This is a genomic window from Acidovorax sp. NN32 (assembly GCF_057597245.1).
Genome location: NZ_CP199679.1, coordinates 2188721 through 2205806, shown reverse-complemented (window position 1 = coordinate 2205806; position 17086 = coordinate 2188721). Strand labels below are relative to the sequence as shown.

Sequence of the window (17086 nt, the reverse complement as noted above, 5' to 3'; positions counted from 1 at the left end):
GTCAGCCTCCAATGAATCGATTGCCCTGCGCGTCTTCATAGACCGGCCGGCCGCCTGAAGTTCCGACTTGCCGGGACATGCCGGATGGCAGGCCTTGCGGCGCCTGAGCCTGCTTTGCCTGCGCTGCATCAATCATTGCAGCGCCCCCAGAACCAGCACGCACACGGGCTGTTTCAATCAGGCTCTGTAGACGTTTCTGCTTATCAAGCACCGTCTGATCATCGTCGCTGGGTTGTGCGAAGTAGGCGCGACTCAGGCCTTGCAGCTGCTCCTTGGTGTAAGCCGCGCCAGTGTTCAAAGTCAGCGCTGCATCTAGCGCATCAAGCTGCGCGGCCTCCACACGCTGACGATCACCAGACCTCAGAATGTTGGCGGCTCCTTCTGGCAAAGCATTGATTGCGCGCGTTGCCAATCCTGGGCGAATGGCTCCTGGGTTCGTCTTGCCCACTTCATCGATCAGTTTGAGCGCGTTGTCCATGCGCAGCGCGTAGCCCGCCGACTTGGCTTGATCTTCTGTCAATGGCTTTTGACCTGCCGCATTCGCCTTCACCCTGGCGGCATCCAGCGTTGCCGCAGCAGACAGCCCGGCCCGTGCGTTTGCGCCGCGCTCGCCAATCAGCGTGCGCTCCAATGCGTTTTGGCGGTCGGCCGCTGCATTCAAGCCGCTGGCCGTCACCTGCAGTCCTGCGCGCTGCGTGTCGCCCTGCTCGCGCATGGCCTGCTGAGCAAGACCCGGGGCACTGGCGCGCAGTGCGTTGTCGGTTTCCAGGGCTGCACGATAGGCGGACTGGGCTTGATTCCGTCCACCAGTTTGGTCAAATCGCCCGCCGTTGTTGGTGATTGAGGATGCCGACACCTCCAGATTGCGCAGGTCGTTTCGGCTTTGCCAGTCGTTGGCGCTGGTGCGGATGGTCGGCACTTGCACACCCTGGGCGGCGCTGGGCATCTGTCCAAGCACTCGCGCCAGCGACTCTTGCGCCTGACGCCCTGCCAACGAATCAGCTGCGGCCATATTTTGCGCGCTGATTTGCCCACCGCCTGGTGCAGCGCCATTGATCCGCACATCACCGCTGATGTTTGCCGGGCCGGTGTAGCTGTTGCCAGTGCGTGTGATGGCGTTTTGCGTAGCTGGCATTTGGCCCATTGCTGCAGCCGCAGGGCTCTGTGCCGCCACGCTGGGTTGGGGCGTGCCAGCAGGCTGCATGAATGGTTGCGATGGCGACATTGATGGAGCTGCTTGGCTGGCGCCGCTATCGCCAGCCGATCCTGCCACCAGGGTCGCCCCGCCCAAGCCTGCGGCGCCAGCAGCATACCGGCCAAAGCCTCGCGCAGCGCCTGGTGCGGCCTGGCCAGCAGCAGCGGCGCCTTGCCCCACTGTTGGTGCGCCCAGTGCGGCTGGCTCAACCACATCAGCCCATTGCGTGGCAGCCCTTGCGCGCGGGGCGAATCCAGCCGCAGCCTCGCCAACCTCACCGGCTGCGCGCGTTGCAAGTTGCCCACCAGTACCGGATAGCGCGGCCTGCGGAGCGCCCTGGCTCATGCTTGCAGCCCTGGTCAATGCACCGCCGCCACTGCGGCCGATTTGGCCCGCTGCAGGTGCTGCAGATGCTGCGCGGCCTACCAAAGATCCGCCTTCTTGCACGACTTCCCATGCGGCGGGGATCACACGCTCCGCAGAGACAGCGCCCCCAGTTGCAGCGCGCGCCACTTGAGCACCGCCACGAGATGCCAAGCCACCAACACCTGGCAATGCGGCAAGCGTGTTCATGGCGTTGCGGCCGATCTCGGTGTTCAAAGGGTTGTTCTGGCTGCCGTCTGGTTGAGGCGCCTGCATTCCGCCTGTCGGGATTTGCGCCAAGCGCTTTTTCAGGTCGTCCTCGACCATCCCGCCATCCGCATATCGGCGCGGTTGGTTGGGCATTGCACCGAGTCGGTCCGCAGCTGGAGCGAAACCGGTAGAGGACAGAGGGCGGGGTGTGCGACGCCATTCAGGCCGGTTGGTAATAGATGCAGCCGATACATCAGCGCTGCGCTGGTCCTGTCGGGCCTGCCAGCCCATGGCTGGCGCTGGTTGTTGGGCCGGAGCAGGCGCAGTGGGTGCCGCTGCGGAAGCAGGAGGTGCTGTAAGCGCAGCTACCGAACTTTGGGGTGCAGAAGTCACCCCGTTCTGCTGTTTGGCGACTCGGTCCCATTCTGGGTTGATCATGCTGACAACAGTATTTGGGGCCTGAGTCTGGGCCGGTGCTGCGATGGGCCGTGACGGCACAACGCTAAACGTGCCGTTTCCAGGCTGATACCCGGCGCCTACTTCCGTCACACCAGGGTCGCGCGTCACCGCTGCTGCATCACCGAAGCTGTTGGGGCGGTTCGGGTCCACCATGCCGCCGTCAGCGTACATCTGTGGCATCTGTGCCATGCGGTCTGCTGGGTTGAAGCCCCGGGCGTCGTCATCGCCTTCCACCTCGGCATCAGTCTGCCCGCCGTCTTCGCCATTCACTGGCGTGTGTGTGGCGTCTTTGTACAGTTTGAGCACAGCAGCGCCCAGCGCCATCACTTGTTCGGGCGGAATCTTGAATTCGCCATCACTCAGACGCACAGGCATCGTGCCAAGCTTTTCCAGCGCGCTCGGGCCGATTGCGGCCGTGGAGTCGGCGGGCATGATGTACGTGCCGGGCTCGGCTTCGTCGGGGATGCTGTCGCTGGTTCCGGTGCCAGGGCCGCGCACCATGCCGCCACGGGCAAGCATCTGCGGCGTCAGCGGCATTTTCTGGAAGCCCATGGCCTCCATCTTGGGGATCATGGCTTGCAGCTGTGCGACGCGTGGGTCAGATACAGGTGCTGGAGCGGGAGCGGGAGCAGGCGCTGCGGCTTGCTGCGGGTAGCCCATCGCGGCCATCTGCGGCACCATTTCGCGCAACTGGCTCAGGCCACGCGAGCCAAAAGCAGCAGGCCCGGCATCAGCGCTTTTCATGCGCGCAACCAGGCCGTCGTCTGCATATTGTTCAGGGGTTTGCGCGAGACGGCGCGCTGCCGGTGGCTGGTAGCCGTACATCGGTGAGCCTTTCGGGGTGTCTTGCCGCCAAGTCTCCCGCTGTAGAAGGGTTGTGGCGAACCCTACTGGGGGCGTCAGGCTATAGGGCCGGGAGCATGCGTGTCGCGGTCACGCATCCACTGCTCATTGCGGGCGCCGTGCTTTTCGCCAAACTCGGCAACGAACTTGCGCAGGGCAGTCGCGGCCTTGGCTGGGTCGCCCAGGTCAGCGTCTTGTCGGCTGTACGCCCGGTACAACATCCACTCCACCAAGGCCGGATGTGCTTCCTGGCGGATCTCTGGCCGGTCTGCGCTCTGAGCCATGCGCTTGAGCGGCAGACGCAAAACGTGCAACTTGATCTGTCCGGCATCACTGGGAATGGGCCACAGATGCAGGCGGCCAGCGGTGACACCAGTAACTACTCTGGTCGGCTGCTTCGCACTGGATGCCTGGGCGGTCCAGTTGGGCATGAACGAAGCCATCTCGTCGGCGCCCACGACGTCAACCTCATGGCCGTTCACGAACGCCTGCAGAACGGTCCAGACTCGATAGTCGAGTGCTACCGATTCGGCGTCCTGCGCGTATGCCACAGTGCACAAGGGCGATGCTGCATCGCGCAGCAGCTGACCACGGCGGCACGCTTCGTCCTGGCCTTCGTTGGCGTAGATGGTCAACAGCTCGTCGGAGCAGAAATACGGCTCTGCTGTGTCTTGCGCCTGCGCCCGGTACAGCGTGATCAACTCCGACAGCGTCATATCAACGGCCTGCCAGGATGGAGCGCAGCCAAGCGGCGCCGCGCGGGTTGTCGTCGCGGTTCACTTGGAATGGGTAGCGCAGGCTGTGCCGGTTGTGCAAGGTGTTCATGCGCTCGCCCAGGCGGTCATCAACGGTCTGGTCGTAGCCGGTTTCTTTGGCGCGGGCCAGGCGCTCGACGTACTTGCGCTTGACCACCATGGGGGTGTCGCGCTTGAACATCTGGGTGATGCCGTTGACCGACACGGGCACATACACGGCCTCATGATCCTTGCCGCCCGACAGCACGGTGACCATCACAGGCTCATTCATGAACGCCTCAAGGTCAACGCCTTCCATCGTCACCGGGGCATCGATCATTTCAGCGGTGAAGGATGGCACCACGCCAAACTCCATGCTGTCCGTGCGGCCCAGGTATTCGTCGGTCGCATCCACTGCGGGTTTTCTGCTCATGCAAGTTCTCCAGAATGCGCGCCCCAGCCGAAGCCGGGGCGCTGGGGTTTAGCCTTGGGCTTCGTAGTAGCAGGTCTTGGAGGCCAAGATTGCGGCCAGCGTGGCGTTCTGCAGCACGCGGAAGCCCTTGTCATCCACAGTGACACCGCCATTGCCGCCGCTTGTCTCCAGCGTGCGGGTGCCTGCGGCCACGGTCTTGAGGCAGGTATTTGCATCCATGCCTTCAAACCATTCCACTTCCACGCGGTCGGTCAGGTTGACCCAGCGCACGTAACGCGGCTTGAAGCCGGTCAGAACACGGGTGTACTCCGTGGCAGTGATCGCGGTGGCGTCATACACCACCTTGCCGCGAGCAATTGCTGGCGAGTCTTGTTTGTCGGAATTGGTGCGGGTTTGGCCCGCAGAGTTGTCGGCCATGATGGGCTCCTTAAGCGGTGGTGTTCAGGGTCACGGCCGTGGCGGTCGTGTCGGTGGCGATGGTCGCGTTCGCGTTGTAGTCCGTGCGCAGCTGGTTGAACTGCGTTGCCAGGGCTGTCAAATCGGCGTGGACAGACGAAAACAAGGCCAGAAGCTCGCGCGATTCGGCGGAGCTCAGCGGGGCAGCGTTGATGCGCTGCGTGATCGATGTGGTCATGTGGTTCTCCCGTAGTTCGGAGAGGGCCGAAGCCCTCCCCTATTCATCAGGCAAGGCTGGAAACACCAACCTCAGCCACAGCCATCCAACCTTCGTTGAGCAGCACGCAGCTCATGTAGAACTTGGCGCCCACGTAGCCGCGTTGGCCCAGTGGATCGCTCTTGTCCTTCACACCTGGTTGTATGTAGGTTGGGTCGATAGCGTCCAGGCCACGCAGGGCATGCTGGCCCCACGCGTCTTCGCCCACCACGACGAACGGGTACACATCCACGTTCACACCGCCTGTGGAGTACAGGCCGGTCACGCCCACCGCCGCACCCGCGTTGGCATAGGGTGCCAACTCAGGCGACAGGATGAACCGGTAGTTCTCGCAGGAGCCGATTTCGTAAGGACTTGCGACCTTACGCGAGCCGTATTCAGCGACGTGCTTGAAGCCGGGCAGGTCGCGAATGTCCGATTCAGCATCGGTATGCGCAAACACCATGTACGCAGCCTCCACTGATTGCGTGGAGATCTTGTCGCTGGGCTCCAGAATGCCGGTGATGCGCTTGGCATGGTTCGCCTGCAGGTTGCGGCTGATGCGGCGCAGAATCGGCAGCGTGATCTTTGCGTTCACGCTGACACGGGTCGAACCGCCACCGCCGTAATAGACGTTGGTGCCAGCCTTCACCGTGCCCCAGCGAATCATTTCGCGCACCAGGGCGATGCGTTCGCCGCACTGCTTTTTCATTTCCTCGGGGACGTCGTCCTCGTAGGTGTCGGCGGTCTGATCGGTCAGCTCATACAGACAGCCGTACTGTTTGAGCGTCACGTTGATGTCGTAGGGCGTCAGGCTGTCTGCCGTAGGCGTCACGCCTTCTTGCAGTTCATGCGCTGCAGCGTCCACGGTTGGGCGATTGCGCGTGTCCCAGTTCGTGTTCGCAGCACCATATGGCAGGTACATGCGATGCGAAACGGTCTTGCCCTGATTTTTGGGCGTCATGCGTTGCTGGCCAGTGATGCCAAGTACCTCAGCAGGCATTGCGTGCTTGAGGATGTCGCCCTTGAGCTTGCCAATGCGAGCTGCTGGGCTGGTGCTGGTAAATGCTGTCATGGTCTACTCCTGGCCTACGACTTGAGCGCGGCCCTAAATGCGTCCAATTCGGTCGGCGCGCTTTGCGGGAGAGGTGCGTTTCCGCTTGGGGTCAATGCCCGTTGCAACCGCTGCTGCCCCTTCGCCACCTTGTCGGCGGCGGCGGCACGAGCGCTGGCCCATTGGTCGTATTGCCCCAACACCGCAGACAGTTCATCGGCGGTTTGCGCCGTGTGGAACACTTGCTGCGCCTGTTCTCCTTGCGATCCCAGCCACAGGTTGAATTCCTGCGTGCTGATCTTTTCGCGCCAACCCTTGTGCATGCGGTCCATCACAACCAGCTCAATATCCAGCGGATCGAGCCCGGCCTGCGCTGGCTGTGCATCCGCATGGGCGGGTTGCTGCACATCAGCCGGTGGGGCGGTCTGCGGTTGTTGAGGTGTGACACCCAACGCTCGGACGTACTGAGCGACTTCTGGATAGTCGGCTTCGAACTGCTTGATCTCGGCGGGCAACTCCGGCGCTTGGGCCGGTGCTGCCTGGGCGGCTTGCTGAAGCTTGCGGTTCAGCTCCCCAATGTGCCCATGCGCCTTGTCGATCTGGCGTTTCAAAGTTCCAACTTCAGCAGCGCTCTCAAACAGGCGCCGGAGTTCGCTTCGCTTGAGGCCGTCGAGCAATACCGGGTCGTCATCCTCCGCTGCAGGCGTGGCCTTGTCGGGCTGGCCTTGTGCGGCATCTGAGACTTCGGCTTGCGCTACAGCTCCTTGCTCAGCAGCACCATCCACCGCTTGGGTTTCCTGGCTTTCCACGGCCGTCGCGTTGTCTGCGACAGTGGCGGTTGGCTCAATCACCTGGGTGTCATTGATGCTGCTTTGGAAAGCGGCCAGCTCCTGCTGTTGTTCGTCCATGCGTCATGCACTCCTAAATGCTTGTGCTGAGGCCGGGGTCAGTAACCGCCAGCGTCAACGGTTGGAGCCGGGGCCGGTTTGGCCAGCGCCAGCAGTTCTTTCCAAGCCGCGATGCGCCCCCTGAGTTCAGCGGTGCGCAAGGCGTCCATAGAAGAGCTGTCGTTCTTCACCCGCAACGTGTCGATTTGCTCTTGAGCCATTCGCTCAATGGCGCGCCACGTTGGTGAGGTGAGGTCGATGCCTTTCATGCGCTGCAGTGTTCCGAGAGCAAGCGTTCCGCGCGAACCCTACTGGGGGGTCGCGTCACCGAAGGCCGTCAGCCTCGGGTGTCTCGATGCCGTCTTGGACCCCAAGCGCGGGGCTTGTTGGTGTGAGTGGGTCGGTGCTGGAAGGCACGGAAACGGGTTCCGGCTGGGTCATTGCGGCCTCTGCCAGCTGGGGAACAATCGTGCCGCCGTTTTGGTCCTCGACCCCGACAGACTGCGCCAATTCGTCGGCCAGTGGCGCCACGCCAGGATCGGTTGCGAGCACCTGGGCGGTCTGCACTCCGCTGTAGAGCGTCTTCATATCCGTCTCGGATCGGTCCGACTCGACCTTGCGCGTCTGGGCCTCTAGCAGCTTGGCTTTTGCGATAGCGACAGGATCGGGCGGCAGTTGCGCGCGCTGCGCCTTCTGTTGTTCGTCCAGCTGGAAGTTCTTGGGGTCCAGGCGCTGGCCCTTGCACAGCTCGGCAGCCAGCTTGGCTGGGTCCAGCTCATAGACAGGGTCTTTCGCCACCTGCAGCAACGACATCAGGAACTGCTGCTGCGCGTCGCGCTCAACCAGAGCCGACGACGCCCGGACGTCGATCTCGAAGTCGCCCTTGATACTCTCGTCGTCGCTGTAGCTCATCATCCAATCGAAGTAGCGCTGGATGTGCGGGCGGGTCAGGTAGTCGTCGAAGCGCTTGGCAAGACGGCGCAGAACGCTGGTGGCGTTGTTGTTCTGCATCTGCATCCCGCCCAGCGTGTTCGGGGCGTCGCCCCTGATGCCCTGCAGCATGGCGGGCATCCCCGTGGTGTCCTCGGCCATCTTCAAGCAGAAGTTGATGATGTTCATCGCTTCGGCCTGGACACTTTGCACTGCAAAAGAAGCGAAGGCTGCGCGCACATCCGGCGCGTCGGCGTCAGAATTGACACGCCACACCTTTCCAGGGGTGAGGGCGTATCGACCGTCCTCCGGCGTGATGCCGTTGCCAATGAGGATCTGAGGGGCTGCGGACAACCCAGAGTTGTCCATCATGGCGCGCGTTGAGCCATTGAGCATGCGTTGCACGGTGCGGATCTGGCGGCTGATGCCCATACCCCACGGCATCCCGGGGCGGCGCTGCCAGGCCAGGATGTCATAGGGGAATTCGCCGTTTTCGACCGGGCTCTGTGTGGCCTTCACCAGACGGTCGTTGATGAGAACTGCCATGGTTGGCACGCGGTCCTCATCGCCTTCATCCAATTCCACGCCCACGGTGCGCAGCTGATCGCTCGCGCAGTGGCCGTAGAAGATCCACATTTCATACTCGTCGTCGCTGGCGCGGTAGACGGCCTCGGTGCCTTGCCGCGTGCGCGCCGGGCCTTCCCGCAGTGCTGCCAGCAACTCGTCGCGGTCATAGCTCGGGTCTGACAGCATCATCTTGATCTGACGCTTGCCGATGTACTCGCGCTCCCAAGTGTGACTGCCGTTGTGCAGATTCTCGCCACAGGCTGCGTCGGGGAAGAAGTTCCACGGGTCAATGCGCTTGGAGCCGGGTTGAATGCTGTCCACCCGAACTACTGCGGTCATCTGCGTTATTGGGTCGCGCCGAACCATCCGTTGCGTGCGCTGGATGGGGAATGGCCCCTTGAGCACGCCAGAGCCGATGCGTGCGGCATCCTCGATCACTTGGCGAACCTCGCCGTGCCAGTTGCTTTCGACAAGCGGGTCTTCAATGGCCTGCTGCATCTTCGTGGCGGCCTGCTTTGCCTGCGCCTGGTTGGCCTCGATATGGGCCTGCGCTTCGGCTGGGTCCGCCATGCCCATCGACGTAGCAAGCTGCGTCAGCTGCGAAGGGCTCAGTTTTGGCAGTGGCGTCGGCTTTATCTCCCACGCCCTGTCGTCAGTAGGCAGCAGCATGTCCGCTACCCGCGCGCTGGCGGCATCGGTGTATGGCCGGGTGATATTCAGAAACACCACGGAACGGCTTGGGCCGTTGGTGTTTGGAGCTGTGCCTGTCAGCGCGGCTTTCCGGCTGCGGAACAGCTGATTGGCGTTCTGGTACGCCCGGTTGGCGTCGTCGATGCCTTGGTAGTGTTCCTCATCCTCGGTCCACTCTTCTTCGATGCCTGAGCTGGCGCGACCGGAAATCGCCTCACTCCGCTTGGACAGAAGCGTCTGCACGAAGATCGCGCGCATGTCTTTGGTTTCTTCGCCGGGCTGCTCGCCCCCGTGTTGTACGTTGGCTTGCATGTCAGTATCCTATTTCTCTGTCCAAAGGAGCCCAGCCAGCAGGCGAAGCGGTCTGCACGGGCCGAACCTTGGCCTTGCGTTTCATCATCACGGCGTAGCGAGTGGCGGATAGCAAGTCGTCCATCACCTTGACCACCTTGCCGTCCTTGCGGTGGTACAGGCGGAACTCGCCAAACCATTCGTCGAGGTTCGAAAACACCTTGAACCGGCCGGTCTGCATCCTTTCGAGCATTTCCATCAATCCGGCCTCGACACCGTTGGAGCCGTCTTCAAAAGTGGCGCGGTCTTTGAGCATGAGCAGCCCGGCAGACGCGTACTGCTTGGCAAGCTGCTCCCCGCTGCCCTTGTCGTGCTGCAGCCCGTCATGCGGCCAGGCGGTTGGAACCCATTGGCCCCAAGGCTTGATCGTGGCCGCGTGCATCACTGGTGTGGCCTCGCGCATCCGGTGCGCCTTGTGCACGTAGAGGCAGTCAGCGTCTCGGTCCCACGCCAGCTGCACTGCGGCCGTAGGGTGATCCCAGCCAAAGTCGATGCCGTTGATGCGCGGCCAGTGCGCAGGCATGGCGAACGGCGCTACCTTGATAGCGTCTTCCTCCACAGGGAAGATGCGGCCACTGCCAAGCGATGGGATGCCTTTGGCACGGGCTTCGCGCTCGTGCGGTGGCGAGCTGTCCCAGAGTTCGCGCTTGGTCTTTTCGTCCAGGTGCGGAACGTCATCCCATCCGGCCGTGACCAGATAGCGGGTGGCGGTTACGGCTGGCATCAGTGCACCGCCTTTCGGCCAGTGTCCGGCTGCAGGAACATCATCACCGTCCCGGTGGTGCCCTCCAGGGGTGTGAAGGTGATGTAAACAATGCCGTCAGTGGTTGCCGTGCGTATCAGGCATTCGCTGTAGATCTCAAGCGGTGGTTCCTCGTCAAGCCAAATGCCATGACGCTCTGTGCCCTCAAAGCTCCCGCGCCCCTGCTGGTAGGACTTGAGCCCAAGTTCTGACCACCCGCCGGAAACGTGTTGAATCAGCACGGTGTCGGCCAGGTCGGACACGCCCTGCTTCCATGCGATCTTGCCGATGGAGTCGCCGTAAATCAGGCCCGTGCCGTCAAAGTGCTTTTCCGGTCCAGCACCACGCACAGGGCCGAACAGCTTGCGCTGCACGATGTCGCGGGTCGTTTCGTTGGTCTTGCCAGCTGCCCAGAACTGCACAGGATGCTCAAATCTGCGTCCTGTCCACCATTGCGGGTAGCGCCCAGTCAGGTGCAGCGCTGTCTCATAGCCGCCCATGCCCTCAGTTTTCCCGACACGGTTGGCCGCCATGGCGCACCGCTCACGGTAGCCAGCGCCAGCCTTGAAAAACTCCATGTGCTTGGGGTACAACTCCCGGCGCAGCGGCCCCACCTCGGGGTACATCTCGTCAATCTTGCGGCGCGAAAGCTCGCGGTCGATCTCGGCAAGCATCGCCTCGCGCAGCATTGGGTCCAGGCTAGCCCCCATTGCGCAGCTCCTCGCGCATGCGCTTGAGTTCATCCGTCGCCATCTCGGCCAGGCTGCTCTCCGGGCGGTCGGTCTTATCGTCCAACCCAAAAGCCCGGCGCTCTGCCAGCTGCAGCTTGTCAAACGTGTCCGCGAGTTGCTTCACACTGCCGACGCGGCTGGGCAGCGATAGCGCCTTCTGCACCACAGCCCGAATCCGCGCTTCATCAGCGGGCTCTGCACCGCTTCCTGCTAACACCTGGGTTAGCAATTCCTGCTCTTCTGATAGCAGTGCTGACCTGCTCAGCTCTTCCAGCAGGGCGGCAGCGACGTTTCTGGTGGCCGTAACGTCCTTCCGGTGCCCCAGAATGACCTGTTTATTGACTTCCGCAGCAGCAAGCACTGTGGCGCTAGCGTTTTGCGCACCTTCGCTAGCAAGGTCGCTAACCAGAGCCTCGGCCAGCTTGGCGTTCGTTGCCTGCTGGATGGCGCGTGAGAGGTCTTGCGTCCAGCCGTCTTTCTTGGCCTTGCGTGCGATGGAGCTGTTGAATGCGCCATGCTTCTCTTCCAGCTCGCGAAGGGTGAACTTCCCGGTGCGGTAGTCCCGCTCTACGGCTTCCCAGTCCGTGCGGCGCTTGGCGGGCACAGCAGCACCTGCGGCCTTCTTTGAGGCTACAGGCTTTGTTGCGGTGGGTGGCGCTTTGTCTTGCGCGGTGGGTTTGACCATTCCTCGAAGTGTTCCGAGGACGGGCTATGCAGGCGAACCCTACTGGGGGGGCTGCTACTGCGGCGGCGACCACTCGCCTATCTTGTGCGCTAGCGCGTTGCACGCCAGGGCTGTTCTCTTGTCAATGGGGTGGTCCCCGGCTAGCAGTTTTGCGAATCCTGATCGAGACATGCCCAATGCCTCAGCTGCTGTCTCGTATGTGTAGCCCATGAGAGCTTGCCAAGCGCGGAGGTCTTCTGGCGTCATTCTGCGTAGGCGAGCGCACTGCTCAGACGCCCGTTTTCCATGACTTCCCGAACTTCGACACTGTTGCCGCCGAACTCGTCGGCGCGCTCACACATATCGATCCAATTCTTGTAGCCGGAGTCAGATGCGAACTTATCCTGTGCTTTGGCTTGCGTGTCGGCTTCCCAGTTGCCAAAGTCCACTGCGTTTGCGGAGAAGTTGAATGTGGTCATGTCGCGCCCCTTGTTTGCACACCCGGAAATCGAGTGCATGAGGTGTATTGTGCAGTGTAGTAACTACACTGTCAAGCACTCGCGCAAACTATTTTTGCAGCGCCGTCTGGCATACCGGGTAGGCCTCGAACCTACAACCTCTGGTTTTGGAGACCAGCGCTCTGCCAGTTGAGCTACCGATACGTGTTGGTTGCGGTGGAGGCGCTCGCATCCTCGACTTTCGGGGTATGAGCCCGGCGCTCTACTATCTGAGCTACACCGCGATATTTAGAGAGTCCCTTGCCGCAGCATCCTGTGATACGACTCAAGGCGCGCGCCCCGGGCTCTGGGTTGTCTCGGTGAGGGCCGTCCCGGAAACCGCCGCCGCCGTCTATCGCGCACGAAACATGATGCCGCGCTCTGCGGTGGTGTCAAGTCTTTGGCAACTCGGGGATGTATACGGCCATGATGTGAGTGACGTTAGATGCATGAATCGCTCGCTCGTCGTCGCAGTAAAACACTTGGTCGAAATACGAGTAAGTGCCGAGATATGGCTTTTCCCCATGATGCTGGCACTTGGCTGCCACCCAGTACGTGGCGGGTTCCTCTGAGCGGGATTGATTGAGCTTCTCCAGCCGCGCAGATGTCAGCGGCTCCCATTCAGGGGCTGGAGTTGCCTTTTTGCTCGCGGCAATGAGGTTTGCCAGCTCCACAAGATCCCCGCTTGTGAAACTCTGGGCGTTCTCTATGCCCATGCGTTCAAGCATGTCGCGGGCGGCTTGTTCTGCGGTTTCTTTCATCATGTGACTTATGGAATCCCAGATCACAACCCCGCCTTGAACCGGCTCAAACCTTGCATTTTCAGCAGACTCTGTTTGTTCTGGTGTGGTGGTCATAGCGGCCCCTCTGGATCATGTGCATACCCCCAATCCTGGGCGGCTTGCTTTGATGGGTGCGGACCGTGCCACTTCGGCTGATGCGACGCGAATCCATCCCAACCTTGGCCGGGAAACTCCACAGCATATACGTGGATGCCTTCTTCAACATCCCAGCAAATCTGAATCACATACCAGCCGGGAGCAGTTGGTGAGATTTCCCGTCGTTCCAATCGTCTGCGTCCTGATCATCCTCGATCTCCTGGGCGGCGAAAGCTTCAGCAGCCTCCTGTGACACGTGCGGACCGCTCCAGCGCTCAATTTTGCAATCCGCGTCGATCAGCTTGCCATCCCTGTATTCGGCCGCGAAAACAAGCGGGGATCTGGGTTCCAACCAGTTGGCTTCAACTACATACCACCCGGGCTCCGATGGCGCCCCGGTGAAGTTCCAGTCTGTTGAGGTCATGTCGTCATTCTCCATTCATCGTTCGTCCAGGTCCACCCCTGCGATCCAACTCCCCACCCGCAGGCGAGCGGCTTCGATCTTCCAGCGGATGTTGCGGCGCCAGCGCTGGGTGCGGGTTAGTGGCGCGGGCTTGGGCATCAGCTTCAGCAGCGGTGATGGCCCCATGCTCTGTGCGAACATCTTTCTTGCCCATTGCTGGGCGTCCCGTTCGTTGAATTGGAAGTTGGTCTTATCTTGCATAGCGGCCTTTCAGGTTTGGTGGGTATGGGAGTGGGCGGGTGTTGAGATGACTCGGCACACCTTGCGGCAAGCCAGCGGATGGGATGATTCTGAACCCGCCATCTATCACCCCAAGCTCTCCGCGAAACAGCGGTGCGCCGGTTTGTGGCGTGGCCCCATCGCCACGCAACTCGGCCATCAATGCTTCGCCGTCGTCTCTCGGGACAAACAAGAAGTAGCAATCGGTGCTCATGCAGCCTCCAGCAACGGCAGCTGCGCCACATCCTCGGGCTTCCTCATCGCGGCCTCAAACGCTGCCAGGCGGCGGCGAAGCTCGCGCACCTCGGCTGTGAGTTCCGCCGTTCTGATCAGCGCCTTGTTGCTCTGCTCCAGGTCTTCGTACTTTCGCGCGAAGGCCAGAAACAGCATCCCGTGCTTATAGGCCTCTGGCGGTGAAAATATCTCCTCAGCACCGTCTGCCATCTCCCACTTCACGTGCCCGTCTGGCATAAAAGTTAAGCTCTGCGCGCGCTCCGCGCCGTACTGCGGTACGACCTCAATGAGCCCGCCGCCAGCCTTGATGACCTTGTCGCCTGCCTCAAGGCGTTTGATGCACTCGTCGATCTGCTCATAGCTGAGGCCCGTTGCCTCCCGGAGATTGCGGCGGGTGATCAAACGGCCGTCGTTCTCCATCTGGAGAATGGTTTCCCAGACAATCGGGCCGATTGGCCGCTTCGGGTTTGGCGCTGCGATGGCTTCGGTAGATTCAAGGGTTTCGGTCATCATCATTCTCCCGGTACAATTTGAGTGCTCAGGTCAAATAGGCCGGGATAGCCACCTTCGGGTGGCTTTCCTTTTTCAGGGGCTCCAAATCGAGTGAAGCTCCGGCCGCAGCCGAATTGCCTTGGCCACGGTGGTTTCTAGATGAGGCGCCACCTCGGCCGCCAGGGTGTAGTGCGCCACCTTGTCGATGAAGGTGGAGGTGGCATGGCCTGTCTCCATCAGATACACCATGGCTTTGTGGACGGCGTTGTAGTTCAGCCCGGTCTTGCGAGATAGCGCCATGCGGGTCATGGGCTCGTCGATGGACAGGCACTTGTGCACCTTGCGCTGGTTGGGGGTCATTGCGCGGCTCCCAGTGCAAAGACGCTGTTTGCCATGCCCCATGTACGCGGCGGCGCGGGCTGGCGCTTGGGCTCTGGACGACGACGCGAAGGTGGGCGCGCGTCGATCTCATCCCGCCAGCCATCCACTGCGCGATACACAATTGGCTTTTTGCTCCTGTCGGCAACCAGCAGGCCAAGGCCCACCGCACGGCTGCAATACTTGCCGACGTTCGCGGACTCGACATGGCCTTTCATGGCTAACCGAATCTCGGTGGTGTTGGCTGTGCCGCGTTGCTCTGCAATCTCCAGCACTTCCCGGATGCGCGCGCCCACCGGACGCCCTGCGTTGCGCTTCATTTGCTCACTCCTGATTTGATAGCTTCTTGCGCTTGTCCGGCAAGCGATAGATGCGGATATGGGTACTTCTCAGGCCAGACGCCCATGGCATGGATCTGGCGCTGCGTGTCGGCCACCCATGCGGCTTCGATCAGGCGGCGGGCTTCCTTGCTGAACAGCGCTCCCTGGTCGAAAAGGCTGTGGCATCCGCGCTGGCCCGGCCGGTCGGCACAGAGTGGGAACGTCTGCAGGTCACAGGCCTTGGTGCCCATTCCTTTTCCTTGGTTGGAATGCGCGGCCTGGCTGTGCCCCCAGATTCCGCAGTGCTTGCAGGGCAGCTGGGCCACCAGACGCAGATAGGCCTTGCTGCGGATTGGTTCGGACTTCGGCGCAGCTACCGGCGCGGCCACCACCGACTGCGGCGCGCGGAATGCTCCCGATGTCACGGTGGGAGTGGCACGCACGCGGTCTGGGTCGCGTGGCTCGCGGTGTTGCGCGCGGGGGCGGAAGACGGTGCGCTTCATTCTGAAGCCCTCAGTGAATCCCCTGGCAGGCTTGGGTTCCAAGGCCCGGGGATGCTCCATGTCTCGAATGGGAGCGGCATGGTCGTCAGGAAATGGACATAGGCCTCCCCGCGCTTGGATAGGCGCACGGCGTCCAAGTTGATCGGCTCTTGCAACAGCCCCTCCTTGCGGAACCAGGACACAGCATCAGAGGCGGCGGGGCTCCAGTTCTCGAACCGTGTTGGGCTGCAGTGAAAGTGCAGCATCATCTGGATTTGCAGCGGCGTCATGATCCGAGCACTCCAATCAGCGCAACAAACAACACCCATCCGCTGTACTCAACACCGAAGTGCAGGCCGACCATGCCAGCAAGCGCCAGCACCGTGCAGCCGATGACAACCACTGATTTGTTGCTCATGCCCAGCCCTCCACGATCATTTCCATCAGGTGCTCCGCTGTCTCACGCGGCATGGTCGGCAAGATGACTTGCAACACACCATCCAGCGCGGCGCTGTAGAACTTCTCGAATGCGTCCTGGTCCATGGCGTCATAGCTGACGCTGTGCAGAACCGGGACAATCTCGCCAGTGCGCGGGTCAGGCATTGGGTCGAAGTACCCGGCCGCCAGCTTCACGGCCACCAGCGCCTTTTCTGGCGTGCTGTAGGTCTCGCTGTTCTCTGCCACCAGCTGCAGCAGGGCGAACATCTTTCGGTGATGGGCGCCGTTGCGCGGGCGGCTCCACTCCATGCGCAGCCATGTGCCGGGCTTCATGGTTTCGAGACGGCGCTTGAACTTGGCCCAAGCATCTTGGTCGGCGGGCGTGCTGCCCACCAAGCCCTTGGGGGAACGGATGAGGACGGCCTTCATTTGGCATTCCTGTATGGGTAGGCAACCATCGCAGCGTCACGCGTGTGTTCATTGCTGGCGCCGGACCACCCGGTGATTTCCGCGAACCGCGCCGCGTCAACCTTCGCGCCCTTGCGGGTCGGGCTGATGCCGTGAGCGGGGATGTCCAGCTTCGCGCAGATAGCCACGATCAGCTTGCAGAGAGCATCCACCTCGCCAACGTTGCGGGCCATCTTCAAAGCGGCCGGCCGGGACTTGATGGAGGTCCAGGTGTAAGACTCCAGGCGCGAATCCTCAAACACCACACGGGCCGGGCGCGTGGCCTCGATGCACTCCGCAATGTCAACCGGGGCGACTGTGGCAAGGTTCATCAACTTGCCGTTGATGTAGCTGGCGATTCCGGTGTGGGTGCCGGGGTCGATTCCAAGGATCAGCATGCGCCCTCCTTTTGGCCCCGGGCAAATCTCCATTTGCCGACAAGGTTCTTTTCAATGAACCCCTTACGTGCAAGCGCCATGACATGACTTGTCGCGGCATTGATGGAAGCAAATTCAAACTTCTCCTGAATCGCATGAATGGGAGGAATTTGGTCGTTATCCAAGAAGAACTCCCGCATGAATCCAAGAACCTGCTGCTGACGGCTGGTCAACGGTCTCTGTTTTCGTGCCTTCATGACTTCACCCCTTCCTTCCTTGCGGCTCCACCTGCCACTCGGCACGCTTTGCCATGTGCTGTCGTAGTTCCTCGCTGATTCCGTTCCACATTCCCGTTT

General features: G+C 61.6%; 25 protein-coding genes and 2 tRNA genes. All 27 read right to left on the bottom strand.

The window, feature by feature from the left end:
• Position 1 precedes the first annotated feature (1 nt).
• Positions 2-1135 carry a hypothetical protein gene (locus tag ACT89O_RS10390; RefSeq protein ID WP_487262569.1) on the bottom strand — a complete coding sequence of 378 codons (1134 nt, stop codon included), beginning with the start codon at positions 1133-1135 and terminating at the stop codon, positions 2-4.
• Between the two features lie 1991 nt (positions 1136-3126).
• Positions 3127-3786 (bottom strand): phage adaptor protein, encoded by a 660-nt coding sequence (locus tag ACT89O_RS10385; protein WP_487262568.1) that lies wholly within the window; start codon positions 3784-3786, stop codon positions 3127-3129.
• A gap of 1 nt (position 3787) precedes the next feature.
• Positions 3788-4237, bottom strand: a complete 450-nt coding sequence (locus ACT89O_RS10380; protein ID WP_487262567.1) for a hypothetical protein — start codon at positions 4235-4237, stop codon at positions 3788-3790.
• Between the two features lie 48 nt (positions 4238-4285).
• Entirely contained in the window at positions 4286-4654 is a 369-nt protein-coding gene (locus tag ACT89O_RS10375) for a hypothetical protein (protein WP_487262566.1), read from the bottom strand.
• Between the two features lie 10 nt (positions 4655-4664).
• Positions 4665-4871 carry a hypothetical protein gene (locus tag ACT89O_RS10370; protein ID WP_487262565.1) on the bottom strand — a complete coding sequence of 69 codons (207 nt, stop codon included), beginning with the start codon at positions 4869-4871 and terminating at the stop codon, positions 4665-4667.
• A gap of 46 nt (positions 4872-4917) precedes the next feature.
• Positions 4918-5964 carry a N4-gp56 family major capsid protein gene (locus ACT89O_RS10365; RefSeq protein WP_487262564.1) on the bottom strand — a complete coding sequence of 349 codons (1047 nt, stop codon included), beginning with the start codon at positions 5962-5964 and terminating at the stop codon, positions 4918-4920.
• Between the two features lie 14 nt (positions 5965-5978).
• Positions 5979-6752, bottom strand: coding sequence for a hypothetical protein (locus tag ACT89O_RS10360; protein WP_487262563.1), 774 nt, complete (start codon positions 6750-6752; stop codon positions 5979-5981).
• A gap of 137 nt (positions 6753-6889) precedes the next feature.
• On the bottom strand, positions 6890-7099 hold the full coding sequence (locus ACT89O_RS10355; RefSeq protein WP_487262562.1) for a hypothetical protein: 210 nt from the start codon (positions 7097-7099) through the stop codon (positions 6890-6892).
• Between the two features lie 55 nt (positions 7100-7154).
• Positions 7155-9329, bottom strand: coding sequence for a portal protein (locus ACT89O_RS10350; protein ID WP_487262561.1), 2175 nt, complete (start codon positions 9327-9329; stop codon positions 7155-7157).
• 1 nt (position 9330) lies between these two features.
• The gene (locus tag ACT89O_RS10345; RefSeq protein WP_487262560.1) at positions 9331-10092 is read right to left on the bottom strand and encodes a phage terminase large subunit family protein; all 762 of its coding nucleotides are present in this window, start codon (positions 10090-10092) and stop codon (positions 9331-9333) included.
• On the bottom strand, positions 10092-10784 hold the full coding sequence (locus ACT89O_RS10340; protein WP_487262559.1) for a terminase large subunit domain-containing protein: 693 nt from the start codon (positions 10782-10784) through the stop codon (positions 10092-10094). The genes ACT89O_RS10345 and ACT89O_RS10340 overlap by 1 nt, the downstream gene beginning before the upstream one ends.
• Positions 10785-10809: 25 nt before the next feature.
• On the bottom strand, positions 10810-11526 hold the full coding sequence (locus tag ACT89O_RS10335; RefSeq protein ID WP_487262558.1) for a hypothetical protein: 717 nt from the start codon (positions 11524-11526) through the stop codon (positions 10810-10812).
• Between the two features lie 242 nt (positions 11527-11768).
• Positions 11769-11984, bottom strand: coding sequence for a hypothetical protein (locus ACT89O_RS10330; protein WP_487262557.1), 216 nt, complete (start codon positions 11982-11984; stop codon positions 11769-11771).
• 107 nt (positions 11985-12091) lie between these two features.
• Positions 12092-12167: transfer RNA gene (locus ACT89O_RS10325), tRNA-Trp, on the bottom strand.
• A gap of 4 nt (positions 12168-12171) precedes the next feature.
• Positions 12172-12247, bottom strand: a tRNA-Met gene (locus ACT89O_RS10320).
• A gap of 147 nt (positions 12248-12394) precedes the next feature.
• Positions 12395-12859 carry a hypothetical protein gene (locus tag ACT89O_RS10315; protein ID WP_487262556.1) on the bottom strand — a complete coding sequence of 155 codons (465 nt, stop codon included), beginning with the start codon at positions 12857-12859 and terminating at the stop codon, positions 12395-12397.
• A 166-nt stretch (positions 12860-13025) separates the two neighbouring features.
• Positions 13026-13304: a hypothetical protein gene (locus ACT89O_RS10310; protein ID WP_487262555.1), complete on the bottom strand. Its 279-nt coding sequence runs from the start codon at positions 13302-13304 to the stop codon at positions 13026-13028.
• 15 nt (positions 13305-13319) lie between these two features.
• Positions 13320-13544, bottom strand: coding sequence for a hypothetical protein (locus ACT89O_RS10305; protein ID WP_487262554.1), 225 nt, complete (start codon positions 13542-13544; stop codon positions 13320-13322).
• Between the two features lie 228 nt (positions 13545-13772).
• On the bottom strand, positions 13773-14306 hold the full coding sequence (locus ACT89O_RS10300; protein ID WP_487262553.1) for a hypothetical protein: 534 nt from the start codon (positions 14304-14306) through the stop codon (positions 13773-13775).
• A gap of 75 nt (positions 14307-14381) precedes the next feature.
• Positions 14382-14648 carry a hypothetical protein gene (locus tag ACT89O_RS10295; protein ID WP_487262552.1) on the bottom strand — a complete coding sequence of 89 codons (267 nt, stop codon included), beginning with the start codon at positions 14646-14648 and terminating at the stop codon, positions 14382-14384.
• The gene (locus ACT89O_RS10290; RefSeq protein WP_487262551.1) at positions 14645-14986 is read right to left on the bottom strand and encodes a hypothetical protein; all 342 of its coding nucleotides are present in this window, start codon (positions 14984-14986) and stop codon (positions 14645-14647) included. Before ACT89O_RS10290 ends, ACT89O_RS10295 begins: the two co-directional genes overlap by 4 nt.
• Positions 14983-15489 (bottom strand): DUF968 domain-containing protein, encoded by a 507-nt coding sequence (locus tag ACT89O_RS10285; RefSeq protein WP_487262550.1) that lies wholly within the window; start codon positions 15487-15489, stop codon positions 14983-14985. Before ACT89O_RS10285 ends, ACT89O_RS10290 begins: the two co-directional genes overlap by 4 nt.
• Positions 15486-15758: a hypothetical protein gene (locus ACT89O_RS10280; RefSeq protein ID WP_487262549.1), complete on the bottom strand. Its 273-nt coding sequence runs from the start codon at positions 15756-15758 to the stop codon at positions 15486-15488. The genes ACT89O_RS10285 and ACT89O_RS10280 overlap by 4 nt, the downstream gene beginning before the upstream one ends.
• Positions 15755-15886, bottom strand: a complete 132-nt coding sequence (locus tag ACT89O_RS10275) for a hypothetical protein (protein WP_487262548.1) — start codon at positions 15884-15886, stop codon at positions 15755-15757. The genes ACT89O_RS10280 and ACT89O_RS10275 overlap by 4 nt, the downstream gene beginning before the upstream one ends.
• Positions 15883-16335, bottom strand: coding sequence for a DUF1367 family protein (locus ACT89O_RS10270; RefSeq protein WP_487262547.1), 453 nt, complete (start codon positions 16333-16335; stop codon positions 15883-15885). The genes ACT89O_RS10275 and ACT89O_RS10270 overlap by 4 nt, the downstream gene beginning before the upstream one ends.
• On the bottom strand, positions 16332-16751 hold the full coding sequence (locus ACT89O_RS10265) for a hypothetical protein (protein ID WP_487262546.1): 420 nt from the start codon (positions 16749-16751) through the stop codon (positions 16332-16334). The genes ACT89O_RS10270 and ACT89O_RS10265 overlap by 4 nt, the downstream gene beginning before the upstream one ends.
• Positions 16745-16987 (bottom strand): LexA family protein, encoded by a 243-nt coding sequence (locus tag ACT89O_RS10260; protein WP_487262545.1) that lies wholly within the window; start codon positions 16985-16987, stop codon positions 16745-16747. The genes ACT89O_RS10265 and ACT89O_RS10260 overlap by 7 nt, the downstream gene beginning before the upstream one ends.
• Between the last annotated feature and the right edge of the window lie 99 nt (positions 16988-17086).